The sequence below is a fragment of the Streptomyces sp. NBC_01384 genome (genome assembly GCF_045040035.1).
Classification (GTDB): Bacteria; Actinomycetota; Actinomycetes; order Streptomycetales; family Streptomycetaceae; genus Streptomyces.
Map to the genome: position 1 here is coordinate 9,614,345 of NZ_CP109559.1, position 19,755 is coordinate 9,634,099.

The window sequence follows — 19,755 nt, forward strand, 5'->3', positions numbered from 1 at the left end:
CTTGCGGGCGGGGCCCGCCCCCGGGTGCCGCACTGCTCTGGCCGTTCTAGATCATCACGTGCTACGAAGAACCATGCCTGCATACGAGGGATACGACGCAGTGATCGTCGGCGGGGGCCACAACGGTCTCGTCGCCGCCGCCTACCTGGCCCGGGCCGGGCGCTCCGTGATGGTGCTGGAGCGCCTCGCGAGCACCGGTGGCGCCGCCGTGTCCACCCGGCCGTTCGTCGGGGTCGACGCGCGGCTGTCGCGCTACTCGTACCTGGTCAGCCTGCTGCCCCGGAAGATCGTGCGGGATCTGAGCCTCGACTTCCGGGTGCGCGGGCGCACCGTGTCCTCGTACACGCCCGTGGAACGCGACGGACGGCCCACCGGACTTCTCGTCGGCGGCGGTGAGCGCCGCACCCGCGAGGCCTTCGCGCGGCTGACCGGCTCGGACCGTGAGTACGAGGCCTGGCAGCGTTTCTACGGCATGACCGGCCGCGTCGCCCAGCGGGTGTTCCCGACGCTCACCGAACCGCTCCCCACCCGCGAGGAACTCCGCGCCCGCATCGACGACGAGGAGGCCTGGCGGGTGCTCTTCGACGAGCCGGTCGGCGTCGCCGTGGAGGAGAACTTCGCCGACGACCTCGTACGCGGTGTCGTCCTCACCGACGCCCTCATCGGGACCTTCGCGGACGCCCACGACCCCTCCCTGCGCCAGAACCGCTGCTTCCTCTACCACGTGATCGGCGGCGGCACCGGCGCCTGGGACGTGCCGGTCGGCGGCATGGGCGCTCTCACGGACGCCATCGCGGCGGCGGCGCGCAGCGCGGGCGTGGTGATCGCCACCGGTCATGAGGCGGTGCGGATCGAGACGGACGGGCGGGCCGCCGAGGTCACCTACCGGACCGTGGACGGGGAGGGCGTCGTCGCGGCCCGGCACGTCCTCGTGAACGCCTCGCCGCAGGAGCTCGCGCACCTCACCGGCGACGAGCCGCCGACTCCGGCCGAGGGCGCCCAGCTCAAGGTGAACATGCTGCTCAAGCGGCTTCCGAAGCTGCGCGACACCTCGGTCGACCCGCGCGAGGCGTTCGCCGGGACGTTCCACATCGCCGAGGGCTACGAGCAGTTGGCGACCGCCCACGCGCAGGCCGCGGCGGGTGAACTGCCGGCCGCGCCGCCCTCCGAGATCTACTGCCACTCACTCACCGACCCCAGCATCCTCGGCCAGGACCTGGTCGAGCAGGGCTACCAGACGCTCACCCTCTTCGGCCTCCACACGCCCGCCCGGCTGTTCGAGCGGGACAACGACGCCGTGCGCGAAGAGCTGCTGAAGTCGACCCTGGCGCAGCTCGACGCGCACCTCGCCGAACCGCTCGCCGACTGCCTGGCCACCGACGCGGACGGCCGCCCCTGTATCGAGGCGAAGACACCGCTCGACCTGGAGCGCGACCTGCGGCTGCCCGGCGGCAACATCTTCCACCGCGACCTCGCCTTCCCCTACGTCCAGGAGGGCACGGGCCGCTGGGGCGTCGAGACCCGGCACCCGAACGTCCTGCTGTGCGGGGCGGGCGCGGTGCGTGGCGGGGGAGTGAGCGGGGTGCCCGGGCACAACGCGGCGATGGCCGTGCTGGAGGGCACGGGTGAGTAGCGCCGGTCAGACAAGGTTGTCGACCATGAACCCCTTGTCCTAGGCCGCCGCCGGCCCCGCGGGGAAGGGCGCGAGGGCCAGCGCGCCTTCGGTCACCGAGGAGCCTCCCGTCGCTCCGAATGAAAGTATCTTTCCGGATTCGCCGCGCGGAGTGAAACTAATTTCCCGTCAGGGGTGGGTGTGTCAACCGCGCCGGAAAGCGTTGGAGACCCTTCCGTAAATCTGACGGAGCATCAGGAAAAGTCTTCCCTCGTCCGGAGGACTGCGGCATCCTGCGCCCATGCAGACGGAGCTGAGCAAGGAACTGGGAGTCGAGCACGCCATCTTCGGCTTCACGCCGTTTCCCGCCGTCGCCGCGGCCATCAGCCGTGCGGGCGGATTCGGTGTGCTCGGCGCGGTCCGCTACACCGCACCCGACGACCTCAAGCGCGACCTCGACTGGATCGAGGCGAACGTCGACGACAAGCCGTACGGCCTGGACGTCGTGATGCCCGCCAAGAAGGTGGAAGGGGTCAGTGAAGCCGACGTCGAGGCGATGATCCCCGAGGGACACCGGCAGTACGTCAAGGACACCCTCGCCAAGTACGGCGTACCCGAACTCGCCGAGGGCGAGGCGTCCGGATGGCGCATCACGGGGTGGATGGAGCAGGTCGCCCGCACCCAGCTCGACGTCGCCTTCGACTATCCGATCAAACTGCTCGCCAACGCGCTGGGTTCACCGCCCGCCGATGTCGTCGAGCGCGCCCATGAGCGCGGGGTGCTCGTCGCGGCCCTCGCGGGCAGCGCCCGGCACGCGCGCAAGCATGCCGAGGCGGGCATCGACATCGTCGTCGCGCAGGGCTACGAGGCGGGCGGCCACACCGGCGAGATCGCCTCGATGGTGCTCACCCCCGAAGTCGTGGACGCCGTCGACCCCTTGCCCGTACTGGCGGCGGGCGGCATCGGCAGCGGACAGCAGGTGGCCGCCGCCCTCAGCCTCGGCGCCCAGGGCGTCTGGCTCGGCTCCCTGTGGCTGACCGTCACGGAAGCGGACATGCACTCGCCCGCCGTCACCCGGAAACTGCTCGCCGCCCAGTCCGGCGACACGGTCCGCTCGCGCGCGCTGACCGGCAAGCCCGCGCGCCAGTTGCGCACCGAGTGGACCGACGCCTGGGACGACCCGAGCGGCCCCGGCACGCTCCCGATGCCGCTCCAGGGGCTGCTGGTGGCCGAGGCGGTCTCCCGCATCCAGAAGTACGAGGTGGAGCCGCTGCTCGGCACGCCCGTCGGGCAGATCGTCGGCCGGATGAACAGCGAGCGCAGTGTCCAGGCGGTCTTCGACGATCTGACCAGCGGCTTCGAGCGCGCCGTCGACCGCATCAACCGGATCGCCGGAAGGAGTGTCCGGTCATGAGCACCTCGCCGAACGGTTTCTGGGCCCAGGCCGCCGCCGACCCCGAGCGCACGGTCCTCATCACCCCGGACGGGGACGAGTGGACCGCGGGGCGGCTGCACGCCTCGGCCAACCAACTGGTCCACGGGCTGCGCGCGGCAGGGCTGGAGCGCGGCGATGCGTTCGCGGTCGTCCTGCCCAACAGCGTCGAGTTCTTCGTCGCCTACCTCGCCGCCTCGCAGGCGGGCCTCTACCTCGTGCCCGTCAACCACCACCTCGTCGGCCCCGAGATCGCCTGGATCGTCTCCGACTCGGGCGCCAAGGTGCTGATCGCGCACGAACGGTTCGCGGACGCCGCCCGCCATGCCGCCGACGAGGCGAAGCTTCCGACGGCCCAGCGGTACGCGGTCGGCACGGTGGAGGGCTTCCGGCCGTACGCCGAACTCCTCGCCGGACAGCCCGAGTCGGCGCCCGACGGCCGCACCCTCGGCTGGGTGATGAACTACACCTCGGGCACCACGGGCCGTCCGCGGGGCATCCGGCGCCCGCTGCCCGGCAAGCTCCCCGAGGAGGCGTACCTCGGCGGCTTCCTCGGCATCTTCGGCATCAAGCCGTACGACGACAACGTCCACCTGGTCTGCTCGCCGCTATACCACACGGCCGTGCTCCAGTTCGCGGGCGCCTCCCTGCACATCGGCCACCGCCTGGTGCTGATGGACAAGTGGACGCCCGAGGAGATGCTCCGCGTCATCGACGCCCACGCCTGCACGCACACCCATATGGTCCCGACCCAGTTCCACCGGCTGCTGGCACTGCCCGACGAGGTGAAGGCGCGCTACGACGTCTCCTCGATGCGGCACGCCATCCACGGTGCCGCGCCCTGCCCGGACCATGTGAAACGGGCCATGATCGAGTGGTGGGGCCACAGCGTCGAGGAGTACTACGCGGCCAGCGAGGGCGGCGGCGCCTTCGCGACCACCGATGACTGGCTGAAGAAGCCCGGAACGGTCGGCAAGGCCTGGCCCATCAGCGAACTCGCCGTCTTCGACGACGACGGCAACCGGCTGCCGCCCGGTGAACTCGGCACCGTCTACATGAAGATGAGCACCGGCGGATTCTCGTACCACAAGGACGAGACCAAGACGAAGAAGAACCGCATCGGCGACTTCTTCACCGTCGGCGACCTGGGGTGTCTCGACGAGGACGGCTATCTCTTCCTCCGCGACCGCAAGATCGACATGATCATCTCGGGCGGGGTCAACATCTACCCGGCCGAGATCGAGGCCGCGCTGCTCACCCATCCGGCCGTCGCCGACGCGGCCGCCTTCGGCATCCCGCACGACGACTGGGGCGAGGAGGTCAAGGCCGTCGTCGAGGCCGCCCCGGGCCATGAGCCGGGCCCGGCCCTCGCCGCCGAGATCCTCGGCCACTGCGAGCGCCTGCTCGCCGGGTACAAGCGCCCCAAGAGCGTCGACTTCATCGAGTCGATGCCGCGCGATCCGAACGGGAAGCTGTACAAGCGGCGCCTCAGGGATCCGTACTGGGAGGGCCGCGCACGAGTGGTGTGACGCGGGTCACGTCACCGAACTGTCGCAGGGACCCACACTCGCCTGTCCTGATGCCGAAACGCCCCGGGGAGCCGCTCCCCCGACCGCCCGGGGCCCGACATTACGCCGTCCTCAACCCGACAGGCTCGGCAACCGTGGGGGCGTGACCGAGCTGGTCCCGACCCGCACGGGCCGGGACCACACGCCTGCCGTCAGCGGTGTTCGCCCGTCCCCGACATCATGGAGGGAGAGGGGCGGTTGAGCGTAACAACCGCCCCACACGTTTGACCGGGTGTCAGTACGTCCCGTGGTGGGGGCGATCCTCTTCGCGTCAAGGGCGCGGGACGCTTGACCCCGCTCGCGGGCCGGACCGAGGATCACGGCAGAGCAGGCGGACGAAGGAGCAGGTCATGGCGGCGGGTCAAAGCCCCACGGTGGCGGCGGGACGAAGCGTCACGGTCGACGGGGTGCTGCGGCGCAGCGCCCGGCGGACCCCGGAACGCGTCGCGGTCCACTACCGCGACCGGTCCTGGACCTACGCCGAGCTCGACGAGGCCGTCTCCCGCGCGGCCCAGGTGCTGCGCTCCTCGGGACTGGCCCCCGGCGACCGCGTCGGCGCCTACGGCCACAACTCGGACGCGTACCTGATCGGCTTTCTCGCGTGCGCGCGCGGCGGGCTGGTGCATGTGCCGGTCAACCAGAACCTGACCGGTGACGACCTGGCGTACATCGTCGGCCAGGCCGGCTGCGGACTCGTCCTGGCCGATCCGGACCTGACCGGGAACCTCCCCGAGGGAACACGCGTTCTTCCCCTGCGTGACGCCGACGGCTCGCTGCTCGAGCGACTCGCCACGACCGAGCCGTACGACGGACCCGAGCCGCGCGGCGAGGATCTGACGCAGTTGCTGTACACGTCGGGGACCACCGCGCAGCCCAAGGGCGCCATGATGACGCACCGCGCGCTGGTGCACGAGTATCTGGGTGCGATCGCCGCCCTCGACCTGCAGGCGGGCGACCTGCCCGTGCACTCCCTGCCGCTCTACCACTCGGCACAGATGCATGTGTTCCTGCTGCCGTACCTCGCGGTCGGCGCCGTGAACGTCATCCTCGACGCGCCCGACGCCGAACAGATCTTCGACCTCGTCGAGGCGGGCCGCGCGGACAGCCTGTTCGCGCCGCCCACCGTCTGGATCGGGCTGTCCAACCGTCCGGACTTCGCGACCCGCGACCTGAGCGGGCTGCGCAAGGCGTACTACGGGGCGTCGATCATGCCGGTGCCCGTCCTGGAACGGCTTCGGGAGAGGCTGCCGAAGCTCGCGTTCTACAACTGCTTCGGACAGAGCGAGATAGGGCCGCTGGCCATGGTCCTCGGCCCCCACGAGCACAAGGGGCGCATGGACTCCTGCGGGCGGCCGGTCCTCTTCGTCGAGGCGCGGGTCGTCGACGAGTCCGGCAAGGACGTACCCGACGGGGAGCGGGGCGAGATCGTCTACCGCTCACCACAGCTGTGCGAGGGCTACTGGGACAAGCCGGAGGAGACGGCCGAGGCCTTCCGCGACGGCTGGTTCCACTCCGGGGACCTCGCGGTGTGCGACGCGGAGGGGTACTTCACCGTCGTCGACCGGGTGAAGGACGTCATCAACTCCGGTGGCGTACTGGTGGCTTCGCGCCAGGTGGAGGACGCCCTCTACACGCATGACGCCGTCGCCGAGGTGGCCGTGATCGGGCTCCCCGACAAGCGGTGGATCGAGGCGGTCACCGCGGTCGTCGTCGCCCGCGGCGAGGTCACCGAGGCCGAACTCCTCGCCCACGCACGCGAGAAGCTCGCCCGCTTCAAGGCACCCAAGAGGGTGCTGTTCGTGGACGAGCTGCCGCGCAACGCCAGCGGGAAGATCCTCAAGCGGGAACTGAGGGACCGCTTCGCCGACGCCTAGTTGTTCTCCCCTGGTTATTCTCCTCAGGGCCTGGTCGCTCCCGGCTTTCACTTTCTTCGCGGGTCGGGACGTGCGGAGCGGGGGACTTGTCCGTGGGGTGATTGCTAACCTGGAGAATCGCCCGGAGGCCCCGGGCGGAGGCTTTCGGGGGGAAGCAATGAAGCCTCGGCTGGTGTTTGTGCACGGCATCGGCGGACCGCGGGACCCGGTCGCCGAACTCGACGCGTGGTTGCGTGCGTTGGCCGAGGGAGCCCGGGCCGCGGGCCACTCGGACCGGGTCCTGGGTCTGGTGCGGGGGTGGGCGGCGGACGCCCGCTTCGCCTACTACGGGGACCTGTTCGGCGCCACGACGCAGGCGCAGGGTGCCGCGGCCGGGGTGCGGGACGAAGGGGACCTCGTCGGTGAGCTGCTCCTGGAGGCCCTGGACGAGCGGCTTGCCGAGCCCGCCACGGACGAGGAGGCGCGGCTGCTGCGCCGCGCCCGGGCCCAACTCGCCCCCGAGGGAACCCCACAGGGCCCCGGGGCGGCCGCCCGGCAGCTGCTCACCGCCGCCAACACCCTGCTGTCGCTGCCCGGACTGCGCACCTTCGGCGGCTGGGCGAGCGCGGGTCTGATGGTCGGTCAGCTGCGGCAGGTGACCCGGTATCTGCGCCGCGGGGAGGGCGACGAGGAGGGGCTCACCCTCGATGTCCGCATCCGCCGCCGCGTCGAGCGGCACCTCGACCCGTCCGGCCCCACCCTCGTCGTCGCGCACTCCCTGGGCACCGTCGTCGCGCTGGAGACGCTGCACGCGCACCGAGGACGCGTACCCCTGCTGGTCACCCTCGGTTCGCCCATCGGGATGAGCACGGCGGTACGTCCCCGGATCCGCCCCCAGCCCCTGCGGGTCCCCGGCCCGGTCGAGCGCTGGCTCAACTTCTGGGACCGGGACGACTTCGTCGCCGCACAGTCCCGGCTGGAGCGGGTCGTAGGGCCCAACGACCGGTCCGTACTGCCCGTCACCAGACGCGTGGACTCGGACGGCCTCATGGTGCACCCGGCCGCCAAGTACCTGGCCCAGCCCGCCGTCGCCGGGCCGGTCATCGAGGCGATCGAGACGGCCGCGACGTCATGAGGCGCCGCTCGACCCCCCGCCGCCATGTGCTCGTCGTGGCCCCGCAGTGCCCGGAGCTGGGACTGCTCGACGGACTGGAGGAAGTGGCGGGGTCCCTGCACGGACTGCTCACGGACCACTGGCGGGGCGCGTGCACGCGCGGCCCCGGAGACGAACCCTCACTGCTGTCCGGCCGATCCGTCAGCCGGGCGGGGATCGAGGCGGCGGTCCGGGGCGCGGCGGAACGGGCGGGACGGGAACAGGCCGTCCTCGTCCTGGCACTCATCGGACACGGCATCACCCCCGGCCAGAACTCCACTCTCTACCTGATGGCGGGCGACTCCCGCCCCGACGAGATCGCCACCGCGGTCAACGTCGGGGAACTGCTGACGCAGATCCTGGAGACACCGGGACTCCCCGGCGTGTTCGCCCTCGTCGACACCTGCCACGCCGGCGGCGCCATCCCCGACCTCAAGTCGCTGGACGGCGGGGTGCGCCAAGGAGCGGCCCGCCTGTCCCTGCTCATGTCGGTGGGCGCCGCCCAGACGGCACACCGGCTCGCCTTCTCCCGAGGCGTCGCGCAGGTCCTCGCGGGCGGCATCGGCGGCGCGGGGGAACACCTGCGCGCCGAGGCGGTGCTCGACGCCGTACGGGACGCGGCGCCGGGACAGGACGCACGCCTGGTGGAGTACGACGGCGCCCAGTCGGGCGAGCGCCCCTGGCTCGCGCGCAACGCGAGCCACCTTCCGCGATTCGGCTCGGTGCTGGGCCCGGTGGCGACCGAGGAACTGGAGCGGGCGCTGCTCCCGCTCGGCTGTTCCGCCCTGCTGGCGACGCCCGTCGCCGGCCCCGACACGCTGGGGCCGCTGCGCGAGGAACTGCGGAAGCACGCGGTGGGCAGCGCCGCCGAACTGGCCTGGGCGCTGGGCGTCGTCGACGGAGTCCGGGACGGTCTGCGCACCGTCGATCTGCTCACCTCCTGGCCGGGCCGGCGGCTGACGTCCGAGCGACTGCGGCGGGCCCTGTGGTCGGCCGCGGGCCCCGCCGCGGCGCGGCTGCCGCACACCCACGGGAGCGAACTGTTGCGCGATGCCGTGGAATACCTGCGGCTGCGCGTACCGGCCTACGAGGGGACCCGCGGCGCTCCCCTGGCGGCCTTCGTCGCCGCACTCGCCGTGGAGGACCAGCTGTCCGAGGAAAGACCGGAGCTGGCCGCATGGGCGCACGCGGTGGGTGCCGACGTCGAGCTCGCCGACGCCTTCGCGGCCGTACGGGGCCGGGGCGCGGGGGCGCGGCTGCGCCTTGTCGTCAGCCTGCACGCGGCCGTCGCCGACGAATGGCCCGAGACCCTCGACGTGTGGCTGCTGGACCGCGGCGAGATGTACGCCCACAAGGAGTTCGCCTGCACGCCGGACCAGGCGGGGGTCGAACAGCGGCTGGCCGGTGTCCTGAAGTGGGCGACCGCGCGGGCCCGGGAGGTCGGGGCACGACTGCGCAGGGTCGAGATCGCCGCCTCCGTCCCCCTGCTGCTGCGCTGGCGCCCCGAGGAGACGGACTTCGGGGAACGTCTGGGGGTCGCGTACGACGTCGTACTGCGCTGGAGCGAGCGCCTGTGCCCGCCGGACCATCTGTGGTGGATCAACCAACGCGCCAGGGAGAAGCTGGCCGAGATGAGTACGAGCGGCACGGGTCGCGCGCCTGTCGACTGGATCGGAGCGCAGGAGACCGAGCAGACTCAGGAGCTGAGAACGCGGCTCGGCCACGGCGCCTACGCCCGGGCGGTGGCGCTGGAGCACCGGCCGCAGCGGTTCGAGCAGGTGATGGAGGTGCTCCTGGCGTACGCCCCGATCGTCCTTTGGCCCGGCTCCGATGGTTGTGTTCCGGACAAGTTCCAGGACAGCCTCGACCGGTTCTGGCATCTGCTGCCCGCCGAATTCAGCGAGGCCTACCGCCGCAGCTGGGGGCGCGACGAGCGGACCGACCTCGACGGCCGGGAGCATCTGGCCCAGTGGCGGACGGTCTGGCACGACGCCGACTGGCTCGACTTCTGCGACTGGTTCGAACAGTTCACCACCGAGGGGGAGGACATCGCATGACCTGGCAGAACTTCTACGTGGGGGACGGCACCCCACGTGATGTCGACCTCGGCGACCCACCTCCGTGGCGCAGCTTCCCCCGGCCCGCCCTGCACCGGGAGTTCCAGCCGCCGCCGGGTCTGGTCAAGGCCGTCAACGCCGCGCTGCTGCTGCGCCGGCCGCTGCTGGTGACCGGTGCGGCGGGCTCCGGAAAGTCCACGGTGATCGAACAGGTCGCCGTGGAGCTGAAGCTCGGCGACGTGCTGCGCTGGCACATCACCTCACGCAGCACGCTCAAGGAGGCGCTGTACCGCTACGACGCCCTGGGCCGCATCCATGCGCAACGGCTCGCCGGCCCCGACGGCGACGACGACATCGCACCCTTCCTGCAGCTGGGACCGTTGGGGACGGCGCTGCTGCCCGTGGAGCATCCGCGGGCTCTGCTGATCGACGAGATCGACAAGAGCGATCTGGACTTGCCGAGCGATCTGCTGGACGTGCTGGAGCGCGGTGTGTTCGAGATCCCCGAACTCGCCCGGTACGCCCAGGACGTCGTGGAGGTGCGCGAATGGGGCGGTGACGCCGGCCGCCCCGCGCTGAGCCCCGTCAAGAACGGCTTCGTGCGGTGCAAGAGCTTCCCCTTCATCGTGATGACGAGCAATGGGGAGCGCGACTTCCCGGCGGCCTTTCTGCGGCGCTGCGTCCGCTTCACCATGCCGAAGCCGTCGCTCGAGGAGTTGCGCAAGGTGGTGGCGGCGCATCTGAAGATCGACGGGGAGACGGAGCGCTCCAGGGAGATCGACCCGCTGATCCAGTCCTTCGTCGAGCGGCTCGCGGCGGGCGAGAGCCTGGCCGTCGACCAACTGCTGAACGCGGCCCATCTGTTGACCGGCGGCAGCACCCTCGCCGGAGCGGACCGGCAGGAAGTCATGGACCTCGTCCTGCGCGAGCTGTCCCGTGCCTGACGGAGAAACCGCGGGGCCGGACCCGCTCGGGCGGGCGGTGGCGGCGCTGATCGCGTCGACTCCGGAGTTCGACGCCACCGCGCTGGCCGACGTGCTCTGGCTCGCCGCGCGCGGGGCGGCGGACCCGGACGACGTGTTCGCCGCGCCGTCACCGCACCAACCCGCCGAGGCGGCGCCCACGCACGAGGCGGAGGGCCTCGCCCCACCCCCCGCCGGCACGGGACGCGCGCTGCACGAACGCCTCGACGGGGCGAGCTCCCGGGTGCGGGGCGACCCGGTCGCGACGGCACGGGCCTCCGGCCTGCCGCTGGCCCTGGAGGTGACCCGGGCGCTGCGGCCCTGGAAGCGGCCGTGGCGGCAGGGGCGCAGAACGGAACTCGACGTGGACGCGACGGTGGACGACTACGCCCGCAGCGGCGAACTGCTGCCGGTGTTCACGCCCGCGCCCGAGCGGTGGTTCGACCTCGTCCTGGTGGTGGACCGCTCTCCGGCGATGCGGGTGTGGCGGGAGACGATCGCCGACTTCACGGCCATTCTGGACCGGCTCGGCGCCTTCCGTACGCTCCAGGTGCGCGACCTCGGCTTCGGGGACGACGGCGGTCTCGAACTCCTGGACGGACAGGGTCGGTTGATGAGTCCGGGGCAGCTCAGGTCCCCCGACGGCCGCCGGCTGGTGGTGGTCGTGTCCGACTGCGCGGCCCCGGGCTGGCGGGAAGCCGCGGTGTGGCGGCAACTGCGGGACTGGGCGCTTTCGACACCGGTCGCGCTGCTCAACCCGCTGCCGTCGAAGCTGTGGCGCAGAACGGGGCTCGATCTGCCGGCGGTCCGGGTCTCGAACGGCGCGCCGGGCTCGGCGAATTCGCGGCTGGACTTCGACCCACCGCCTCTGCTGCCCGTGCAGAGCGACGGCTCCGAGGGGGGCGACTGGCTGCCCGTCCCCGTCCTGTCGATGTCCCCGCATGCGCTGAACCGCTGGTCACGCACCCTGATGCGGACGGCCCCCCACGGGTGCAGCGCGGTTCTGGTCCCGCCGGGAGGACGGCCGGGAGAGCGGGCCGGGCGGCGCTCCCCGTCCGTGACCGCGGAGGGTTTCCTGAACACCGCATCGCCCGCGGCGGCGCGGCTGGCGGTGCTGTGCTCCGCCTTCGACCGGCTGAGCATGCGACTGCTGCATCTCATCCGCCAGGAGCTGGTGCCCGAGTCGACGGTGGCCGATGTCGCCGAGCTGCTCACCAGCGGACTCTTCGCGCTCGTCACGGACACCGGCGGCACGGTCGAACTGTGTCTGCCGGCAGCCGTACAGGAACGGCTGCGACAGGACCTCGCGGAACACGAGGTGTGGCGCATCGGCAGGGCGCTGAGCCGCTCGGTGTCGGACCAGGCGAACTGGGGCGGGCAGCTTCCCGCGGTGGCGCACGATCCGGACGGTCCCCTCGAACTCCCCGCCGGACTGCGCTCGTTCGGGCAGGCGTCACGACGGACCCTGGAGATGATGGGACTGCTGACGGACGTCTCCGTCACCACCGCCGAACAGGGCCACGAGCCCGTCGCCGGACCGGCGTCCACCCGTATGTCCGCACCGGACCGGGAACCGGTGACGGCCGACCGCCCGTACTTCTTCCTGAGTTACGCGCACACGCCGGCCTGGGGACCGGGCGGCGGCGACCCCGATCACTGGGTGCACGTGTTCTTCAGGGACCTGTGCGACCAGATCACGACGCTCACGGACCTTCCGGCGGGTGCTCCCGCGGGCTTCATGGACCGGGAGATGCGGACGGGGGACCCCTGGCCGCAGAAGCTCAGTGAGAACCTCGCGACCTGCCGGGTGTTCGTCCCGCTGTTCTCGCCCCGGTACTTCACCAGCGAGATGTGCGGACGGGAATGGTTCACGTTCAACGAGCGTGTCGTGCAGGCGCGGGCCGCCGGTTCCGGGGCCGCACCCGCGATCGTCCCCGCCCTGTGGAGCCATGTCGACCCCGACCAACTCCCCGACTCCGTACGGCACACGTCCCTCGAGACCGACCTCGGTGACCGCTACGCGGAGGAGGGCATCTACGGCCTCATCAAACTCAACCGGCTGCGGGACGAGTACAAGGAGACCGTGCGCAGGCTCGCGCGGCGGATCGTGCGGGTGGCCCGGGAATCGCCCCTGCCACCGGGGCGGCTGCGCCCGTACGAGAGCACCCCCAGCGCTTTCAAGCCGCGCGGCGAGGGCCCCCGGCGCATCCAACTGACCGTGGTGGCCCCCACCCGGGACGGCCTCCCCGCTCACCGCGACATACGGCCCTACGGCGACGACGCCCGGGACTGGAACCCCTACCCGTCGGAGTCGCCCCGCCCGCTGGTCTCCGTGGCCGAGGAGCTGATCCGGTCCCTGGACTACCGGGTCACCGTCTCCTCGTTCGTGGATGAGGACACCAACACCCCCGGGAACGACGAGGAGTTCGACCGCAAGGCCGGGGAAGCGGCGCCCCGGATCCTGCTCGTCGACCGCTGGATCCTCACCGACGAGGAGCTGCGCCGCAGACTCAAGGCGTTCGACGCGTACGCCCGCCCGTGGGTGAGCGCGGTCGTCCCGTGGAGCCGCGCCGACCCGCAGTCGCAGGGCGAGGCCGGCCGGCAGGTCGCCCAGGAGCTGGAGCGGACCCTGCCGCTGATCCTGGAACGGGGCCGGCGCACCGACTTCCGCACGGCCGTCAACGGCGTACCCACGCTGAAGACCTTCATCGACCTGCTGCCGGGTGTCGTCGCCCACGCGACCCGGCAGTACTTCAGGTACGCCGAGGCGTATCCGCCGCCAGCCCAGCCCATCCCCACCCCGCGCCTCATGGACCCCGCCCACCCGACGTACCCCGGAGGCGGACCCGGTCCTGGAGAGGAAACGTGACGACGCGGCCGTCGGGGCGCGCCGTCGGGCAGGTCGGTCGTGGGTCGCTCAGCGGCCCGCCCGCACCGCCATCGCCCGCGCCCACCGGTAGTCCGCCTTGCCGCTCGGCGACCGCTGGATGGTGTCCGTGATGACCAGCTGGCGGGGAATCTTGTAACCGGCGAGATGGCTCCGGCAGTGGGTCTGGATGTCCTCCAGGGACGGCCGGCCGGCGCCCTCGCGGAGCTGTACGACGGCCGCCACGTGGTTGCCCCACTTCTCGTCCGGCACCCCGGCGACCAGCGCGTCGTACACGTCCGGATGGGACTTGAGGGCCTGCTCGACCTCTTCCGGATAGACCTTCTCGCCGCCGGTGTTGATGCACTGGGAGCCACGGCCGAGAACGGTGACGATGCCCTCCTCGTCGACCGTCGCCATGTCCCCGAGCAGCACCCACCGCTCGCCGTCCTTCTGGAAGAAGGTCTCGGCGGTTTTCCCGGGGTCGTTGTAGTAGCCGAGGGGCACATGGCCGCGCTGCGCGACACGTCCGGGCTCGCCGACGGCGACCGGCTCGTGGGTGGCGGGATCGACCACTTGTGTACGGGAGTTGACGCGCAGCCGGAAGCCCTTGCCGGCACCCGAGTCCGCGGTCGCCGTGCCGTTGAACCCGGACTCGGAGGAGCCGAAGTTGTTAAGAAGCATCACGTTGGGGACCAGCGCCTGGAACTGCTCGCGCACCGTCTCCGACATGATCGCGCCTGATGACGACACGCTGAACATCGAGGAGCAGTCCGTGCCCTTCATGGGCCCCTTCAGCGCGTCGATCAACGGCCGCAGCATCGCGTCGCCGACCAGCGACATGCTGGTGACCTTCTCCTTCTCGACCGTCCGCAGTACTTCCTCGGGGACGAACTTGCGGTGGATCACGACTCGTTGGCCGAAGTCGAACCCGATGAACGCCGTCAGCGTCGAGGTGCCGTGCATCAGCGGGGGAGTGGGGAAGAAGGTGATACCCGCACCCCCGGCAGCCACCCGCTCGGCAAGCTCCTCCGGCTTCTTGACCGGCTCCCCGGTGGGTGCGCCACCGCCCAATCCCGAGAAGAACAGATCCTCCTGCCGCCACATCACACCCTTGGGCATCCCGGTGGTGCCGCCGGTGTAGATGATGAACTGGTCGTCCCCCGAGCGCGGCGCGAAGCCCCGCTCGGGGGACCCGGTGGCCTCGGCCTCGGCGAAGTCCACGGCGGACAGCGCGGTGGCGCCGGAGGCCGCGCTCCCCACCCGTACGAGGTGCCGTAGGGCCGTGGCCCGCGGCAGCGCCGCCGCCACCCGGTCGGTGAACTCCGCGTCGAAGACCAGCGCCACCAGATCCGCGTCCCGGTAGAGGTAGACCAACTCCTCTTCCACGTAGCGATAGTTGACGTTGACCGGCACAATGCGCGCCTTGAGGCAGCCCAGCACGGTCTGCAGGTACTCGACGCCGTTGTAGAGGTGCAGTCCGAGGTGTTCTCCGGGGCGGATGCCGCTGTTGATCAGGTGGTGGGCGACGCGGTTCGCCGCCGAGTCCAGTTGCGCGTACGTCAGGCGGCGCTCGGCGCCTGTGCCCGGGTGGTCGATGTACACGAGCGCCTCGCGGCGCGGAACCACGTCGACGACCGACTCGAACAGGTCGGCAAGGTTGTACTCCACCGCTCCTCCTGACGTCGAACGTCCGGGTCCGCCCCTCGGCTTCGGCTCGACGGTCATCAGAGCAAAGCCCGCCACAACTGTGAAGGGCCCGCACAGAAGAAATCTGACTGTCTGTCAGAAAACTCTTGTACTGGTCCCGCGCCTACTGCAACCTGTTCTCGTTCCAGAGAGCCTGTCTGACGGGAGGACGGCAATGGGTGGGACGGAACACCTCACCGTGCAGCGCGAAGGCGCCACACTGGTGCTCACGCTCAACAGGCCCGAGGCCAGGAACGCGCTCTCGCTGCCGATGCTCGTCGGCCTGTACGACGGCTGGATCGAAGCCGACGCGGACGACGCGATCCGCTCGATCGTGCTCACCGGCGCGGGGGACGCCTTCTGCGCGGGCATGGACCTCAAGGCGCTGGCCGGAAAGGGCATGGAGGGTCAGCAGTACCGGGACCGGCTGAAGGCCGACCCCGATCTGCACTGGAAGGCGATGCTGCGCCACCACCGCCCCCGCAAGCCGGTCATCGCCGCCGTGGAGGGGTACTGCGTCGCGGGCGGCACCGAGATCCTCCAGGGCACCGACATCCGCGTCGCGGGCGAGTCGGCGACGTTCGGACTCTTCGAGGTCAAGCGCGGACTGTTCCCGATCGGCGGCTCGACCGTCCGCCTGCAACGCCAGATCCCACGCACCCACGCCCTCGAAATGCTCCTCACGGGGCGCCCGTACTCGGCTCGGGAGGCCGCCGGAATCGGCCTGATCGGACACGTCGTGCCCGACGGGACGGCACGGGAGACGGCGCTCGCGATCGCCGAACAGATCAACGCCTGTGGGCCGCTGGCCGTCGAGGCCGTCAAGGCGTCCGTGTACGCGACCGCCGAGATGACCGAGACCGACGGTCTCGCCGCCGAACTGGGGCGCGGCTGGCCGATCTTCGACACCGCCGACGCCAAGGAGGGCTCCCGCGCCTTCACCGAGAAGCGCCCACCGGTCTACCGGCGCGCGTGACCTCCGGAGGGAGGTGCGATGAGGTGCCGGGCCCGCGCAGCCGGGGGCGTGCTGGGACACCGGCCTTCCGCGGCCGGGGAGACGGGGCGCGTCTGGTCTTGCGCCCCGGAGGAGTCGCGACGCCGCCCGTCTTCGGCGCAGCTGGAGTCAGGGTGCGGCTTGCCCCTTCATCCCGGGAGAGTTCGGCGCGCCTCGCCTTCCATACCGGGGGAGTCGCGGCGCCGCCGCCGCGTCCCCGCTCCCGCGCGAGTCACGGTGCCGCTCCGCCTCCCGCCCCGGACGCGGCGGCGCCGCCGCCCGTCTTCCGCCCCCGGAAGCAGCCACGGCGCGCACCATCCTCCGCTTCCCCGACGGAGTCATGACGCGCACGATCCTCCCCCTCCCCCCGAAGGAGACACCGGGATGCCCGAAGTCCTCAAAGCCCCCCTCGTCGTAGAGTTCCCCTTCACCCGCTCGCTGGGTCCCGTCCAGAGCGCGTTCCTCACGGGCCTGCGCGAGCGTGTCGTGCTGGGGGTGAGGACCGGCGACGGCCGGACCCTCGTCCCGCCCGTCGAGTACGACCCCGTCACCGCCGAGGACCTGCGTGACCTCGTCGAGGTCGCCCCCACCGGCACCGTCACCACCTGGGCCTGGAACCACGACCCCCGCCGCGACCAGCCCCTCGACACCCCCTTCGCCTGGGTCCTGGTCCAGCTCGACGGCGCCGACACCGCCCTCCTGCACGCCCTCGACGCCCCGGCCCCCGAGGCCGTACGCACGGGCATGCGTGTCCGCGTCCGCTGGGCGGCGACACGCTCCGGCGCCATCACGGACATCGCCTGCTTCGAGCCGTACGACGGAGAACCGCTGCAGCCCGCCGGCCACGACGGGCGGTTCGATGACATGGTGACCGGCATCGTCGCCCCCGCCCGCCTCGACTACGTCTACTCACCCGGCCGCGCCCAGTCCGCCTACATCAACAGCCTCGCCGAGCAGCGCACCGTCGGCGAGCGCTGCCCGTCCTGCCGCAAGGTGTACGTCCCGCCCAAGGGTGCGTGCCCCACCTGCGGCGTCGCCACGTCGGAACAGGTCGAGGTCGGCCCGCGCGGCACGGTCACGACGTACTGCATCGTCAACATCAAGGCCAGAAACCTCGACATCGAAGTGCCGTACGTCTACGCGCACATCGCCCTCGACGGCGCCGACCTCGCACTGCACGGCCGGATCGGCGGCATCCCGTACGACGAGGTGCGCATGGGGCTGCGCGTCGAGCCGGTGTGGACGGAAGGCGGCCGCTACCCCGACCACTACCGGCCCACCGACGAACCCGACGCGGACTACGAGACGTACAAGGAGCTGTTGTAGATGCCGCCCATCAGGGACATCGCCGTCGTCGCCTTCGGGCAGACCGACCACCGGCGCACCACGGACGAGCTCTCCGAGGTGGAGATGCTCATGCCGGTCCTGCACGACGTCCTGGATCAGACCGGCCTCAGGACCAGCGACATCGGCTTCACCTGCTCCGGCTCGACGGACTACCTCGCGGGGCGCGCCTTCTCCTTCACCATGGCGCTCGACGGGGTGGGCGCATGGCCGCCGATCTCCGAGTCGCACGTGGAGATGGACGGGGCCTGGGCGCTGTACGAGGCGTGGACGAAGCTGCTGACCGGGGACGCCGACACCGCGCTGGTGTACGGGTACGGGAAGTCGTCACCCGGCTCGTTACGGGACGTTCTGACCCGGCAGCTCGACCCGTACTACGTCGCGCCCCTGTGGCCGGACTCGGTCGCGCTCGCGGCGCTGCAGGCGCAGGCGCTGATCGACGCGGGCGAGACCGCCGAGCCGGAGCTCGCGGGTGTGGCGTCCCGCAGCCGCGCTTCGGCCGCCGCCAACTCCCATGCCCAACTGCGGGGTTCGGTGGCCCAGGGTGAATACGTCGTACGTCCCCTGCGCACCGGCGACTGCCCGCCCATCGGCGACGGTGCCGCCGCCGTGATCCTCGCGGCGGGGGAACGGGCCCGCGAGCTGTGCGAGCGGCCCGCCTGGATCCGTGGCATCGACCACCGCATCGAGGCGCACAGCCTCGGAGTGCGCGACCTGACGGACTCGCCGTCCACCCGCCTGGCCGCCGAACGGGCCGGGGCCTTCGAACGGCCCGTCGACACCGCCGAGTTGCACGCGCCGTTCACCTCGCAGGAGGTGGTCCTGCGCAAGGCGCTCCGGCTCGACGACAGCGTGCACGTCAACCCGTCCGGGGGAGCGCTCGCCGCCAACCCGGTCATGGCGGCCGGGCTCATCCGTATCGGCGAGGCCGCCGCCCGTATCCACCGCGGCGAGTCCGACCGCGCGCTCGCCCACGCCACCTCCGGGCCCTGCCTCCAGCAGAACCTGGTCGCCGTACTCGAAGGGGAGCCCCGATGAGCAAGGAGCCCGTGGCCGTCGTAGGCATCGGCCAGACCAAGCACGTCGCGGCCCGGCGGGACGTGTCCCTCGCCGGACTCGTCCGCGAGGCCGCCGGGCGGGCCCTGCGGGACGCCGAGCTGACCTGGTCCGACATCGACGCCGTCGTCATCGGCAAGGCGCCCGACTTCTTCGAGGGCGTCATGATGCCGGAGCTGTACCTCGCCGACGCGCTCGGCGCGGTCGGCAAGCCGATGCTGCGGGTGCACACGGCGGGTTCCGTCGGCGGATCCACGGCCCTGGTCGCCACGAACCTGATCGCGGGCCGCGTCCACGGAACGGTCCTGACCCTGGCCTACGAGAAACAGTCCGAGTCGAACGCCATGTGGGGTCTGTCCCTGCCGATCCCCTTCCAGCAGCCGCTGCTGGCCGGGGCGGGCGGCTTCTTCGCGCCGCATGTACGCGCGTACATGCGGCGCACCGGCGCACCCGACACCGTCGGCTCCCTGGTCGCTTACAAGGACCGCCGCAACGCGCTGAAGAACCCCTATGCCCATCTCCACGAGCGCGACATCACGCTGGAGAAGGTCCAGGCCTCGCCCATGCTCTGGGACCCGATCCGCTACTCGGAGACCTGCCCGTCCTCGGACGGCGCCTGTGCGATGGTCCTCACCGACCGCGCCGGGGCGGCCCGGTCGCCGCGGCCGCCCGCGTGGCTGCACGGCGGCGCGATGCGCAGCGAGCCGACCCTCTTCGCGGGCAAGGACTGTGTGTCGCCGCAGGCGGGCAAGGACTGCGCGGCCGACGTGTACCGGCAGGCCGGCATCGCGGATCCGCGCCGTGACATCGACGCCGTGGAGATGTACGTACCGTTCTCCTGGTACGAGCCGATGTGGCTGGAGAACCTAGGCTTCGCCGAAGAGGGCGAGGGCTGGAAGCTCACCGAATCGGGGGTGACCGAGCTCGACGGGGACCTGCCCGTCAACATGTCGGGCGGTGTCCTCTCCACCAATCCGATCGGCGCCTCGGGCATGATCCGCTTTGCGGAGGCGGCTCTTCAGGTACGCGGCCAGGCGGGAGAACACCAGGTGGACGGGGCTCGCAGGGTGCTGGGGCACGCCTACGGAGGCGGCTCCCAGTTCTTCTCGATGTGGCTCGTCGGGGCCGCGCCGCCCACCTCCTGAAACCGTCTCCCTCACACGACCTGT

At 71.4% G+C, this 19,755-nt stretch carries 13 protein-coding genes; 12 read left to right on the forward strand and 1 reads right to left on the reverse strand.

The genetic code is table 11. The annotated features are described in order from the left end of the window. Positions 1 to 73 precede the first annotated feature (73 nt). The 8 genes from OG747_RS44250 to OG747_RS44285 all read left to right on the forward strand — a co-directional run bounded on the left by OG747_RS44250 (position 74) and on the right by OG747_RS44285 (position 13,506). The gene (locus tag OG747_RS44250; protein WP_405885009.1) at positions 74 to 1,633 is read left to right on the forward strand and encodes a phytoene desaturase family protein; all 1,560 of its coding nucleotides are present in this window, start codon (positions 74 to 76) and stop codon (positions 1,631 to 1,633) included. A gap of 280 nt (positions 1,634 to 1,913) precedes the next feature. Beyond that, the gene (locus OG747_RS44255) at positions 1,914 to 3,026 is read left to right on the forward strand and encodes an NAD(P)H-dependent flavin oxidoreductase (protein WP_405885010.1); all 1,113 of its coding nucleotides are present in this window, start codon (positions 1,914 to 1,916) and stop codon (positions 3,024 to 3,026) included. Continuing rightward, on the forward strand, positions 3,023 to 4,573 hold the full coding sequence (locus OG747_RS44260) for an acyl-CoA synthetase (RefSeq protein WP_405885011.1): 1,551 nt from the start codon (positions 3,023 to 3,025) through the stop codon (positions 4,571 to 4,573). Before OG747_RS44255 ends, OG747_RS44260 begins: the two co-directional genes overlap by 4 nt. A gap of 389 nt (positions 4,574 to 4,962) precedes the next feature. Further along, positions 4,963 to 6,486 (forward strand): acyl-CoA synthetase, encoded by a 1,524-nt coding sequence (locus tag OG747_RS44265; RefSeq protein ID WP_405885012.1) that lies wholly within the window; start codon positions 4,963 to 4,965, stop codon positions 6,484 to 6,486. Between the two features lie 157 nt (positions 6,487 to 6,643). Next, positions 6,644 to 7,600, forward strand: a complete 957-nt coding sequence (locus OG747_RS44270) for an alpha/beta hydrolase (RefSeq protein ID WP_405885013.1) — start codon at positions 6,644 to 6,646, stop codon at positions 7,598 to 7,600. Next, complete coding sequence (locus OG747_RS44275) at positions 7,597 to 9,675, forward strand: hypothetical protein (RefSeq protein ID WP_405885014.1); 2,079 nt, start codon at positions 7,597 to 7,599, stop codon at positions 9,673 to 9,675. The genes OG747_RS44270 and OG747_RS44275 overlap by 4 nt, the downstream gene beginning before the upstream one ends. Further along, positions 9,672 to 10,619: an ATPase gene (locus tag OG747_RS44280; protein WP_405885015.1), complete on the forward strand. Its 948-nt coding sequence runs from the start codon at positions 9,672 to 9,674 to the stop codon at positions 10,617 to 10,619. Before OG747_RS44275 ends, OG747_RS44280 begins: the two co-directional genes overlap by 4 nt. Beyond that, on the forward strand, positions 10,612 to 13,506 hold the full coding sequence (locus tag OG747_RS44285) for a TIR-like protein FxsC (RefSeq protein ID WP_405885016.1): 2,895 nt from the start codon (positions 10,612 to 10,614) through the stop codon (positions 13,504 to 13,506). Before OG747_RS44280 ends, OG747_RS44285 begins: the two co-directional genes overlap by 8 nt. A gap of 48 nt (positions 13,507 to 13,554) precedes the next feature. Here the strand turns inward: OG747_RS44285 and OG747_RS44290 are convergent, their stop codons facing one another. Beyond that, on the reverse strand, positions 13,555 to 15,174 hold the full coding sequence (locus OG747_RS44290; protein ID WP_405885017.1) for an acyl-CoA synthetase: 1,620 nt from the start codon (positions 15,172 to 15,174) through the stop codon (positions 13,555 to 13,557). A 193-nt stretch (positions 15,175 to 15,367) separates the two neighbouring features. Here OG747_RS44290 and OG747_RS44295 point away from each other — a divergent pair, with 193 nt between their 5' ends. From OG747_RS44295 to OG747_RS44310, 4 genes are all read left to right on the forward strand, one after another. After that, entirely contained in the window at positions 15,368 to 16,168 is an 801-nt protein-coding gene (locus OG747_RS44295) for a crotonase/enoyl-CoA hydratase family protein (RefSeq protein ID WP_405885018.1), read from the forward strand. 402 nt (positions 16,169 to 16,570) lie between these two features. After that, positions 16,571 to 17,512, forward strand: a complete 942-nt coding sequence (locus OG747_RS44300) for a Zn-ribbon domain-containing OB-fold protein (RefSeq protein WP_405885019.1) — start codon at positions 16,571 to 16,573, stop codon at positions 17,510 to 17,512. After that, positions 17,513 to 18,568, forward strand: a complete 1,056-nt coding sequence (locus OG747_RS44305; protein ID WP_405885020.1) for a thiolase domain-containing protein — start codon at positions 17,513 to 17,515, stop codon at positions 18,566 to 18,568. Continuing rightward, entirely contained in the window at positions 18,565 to 19,731 is a 1,167-nt protein-coding gene (locus OG747_RS44310) for a thiolase domain-containing protein (protein WP_405885021.1), read from the forward strand. Before OG747_RS44305 ends, OG747_RS44310 begins: the two co-directional genes overlap by 4 nt. Positions 19,732 to 19,755 lie beyond the last annotated feature (24 nt).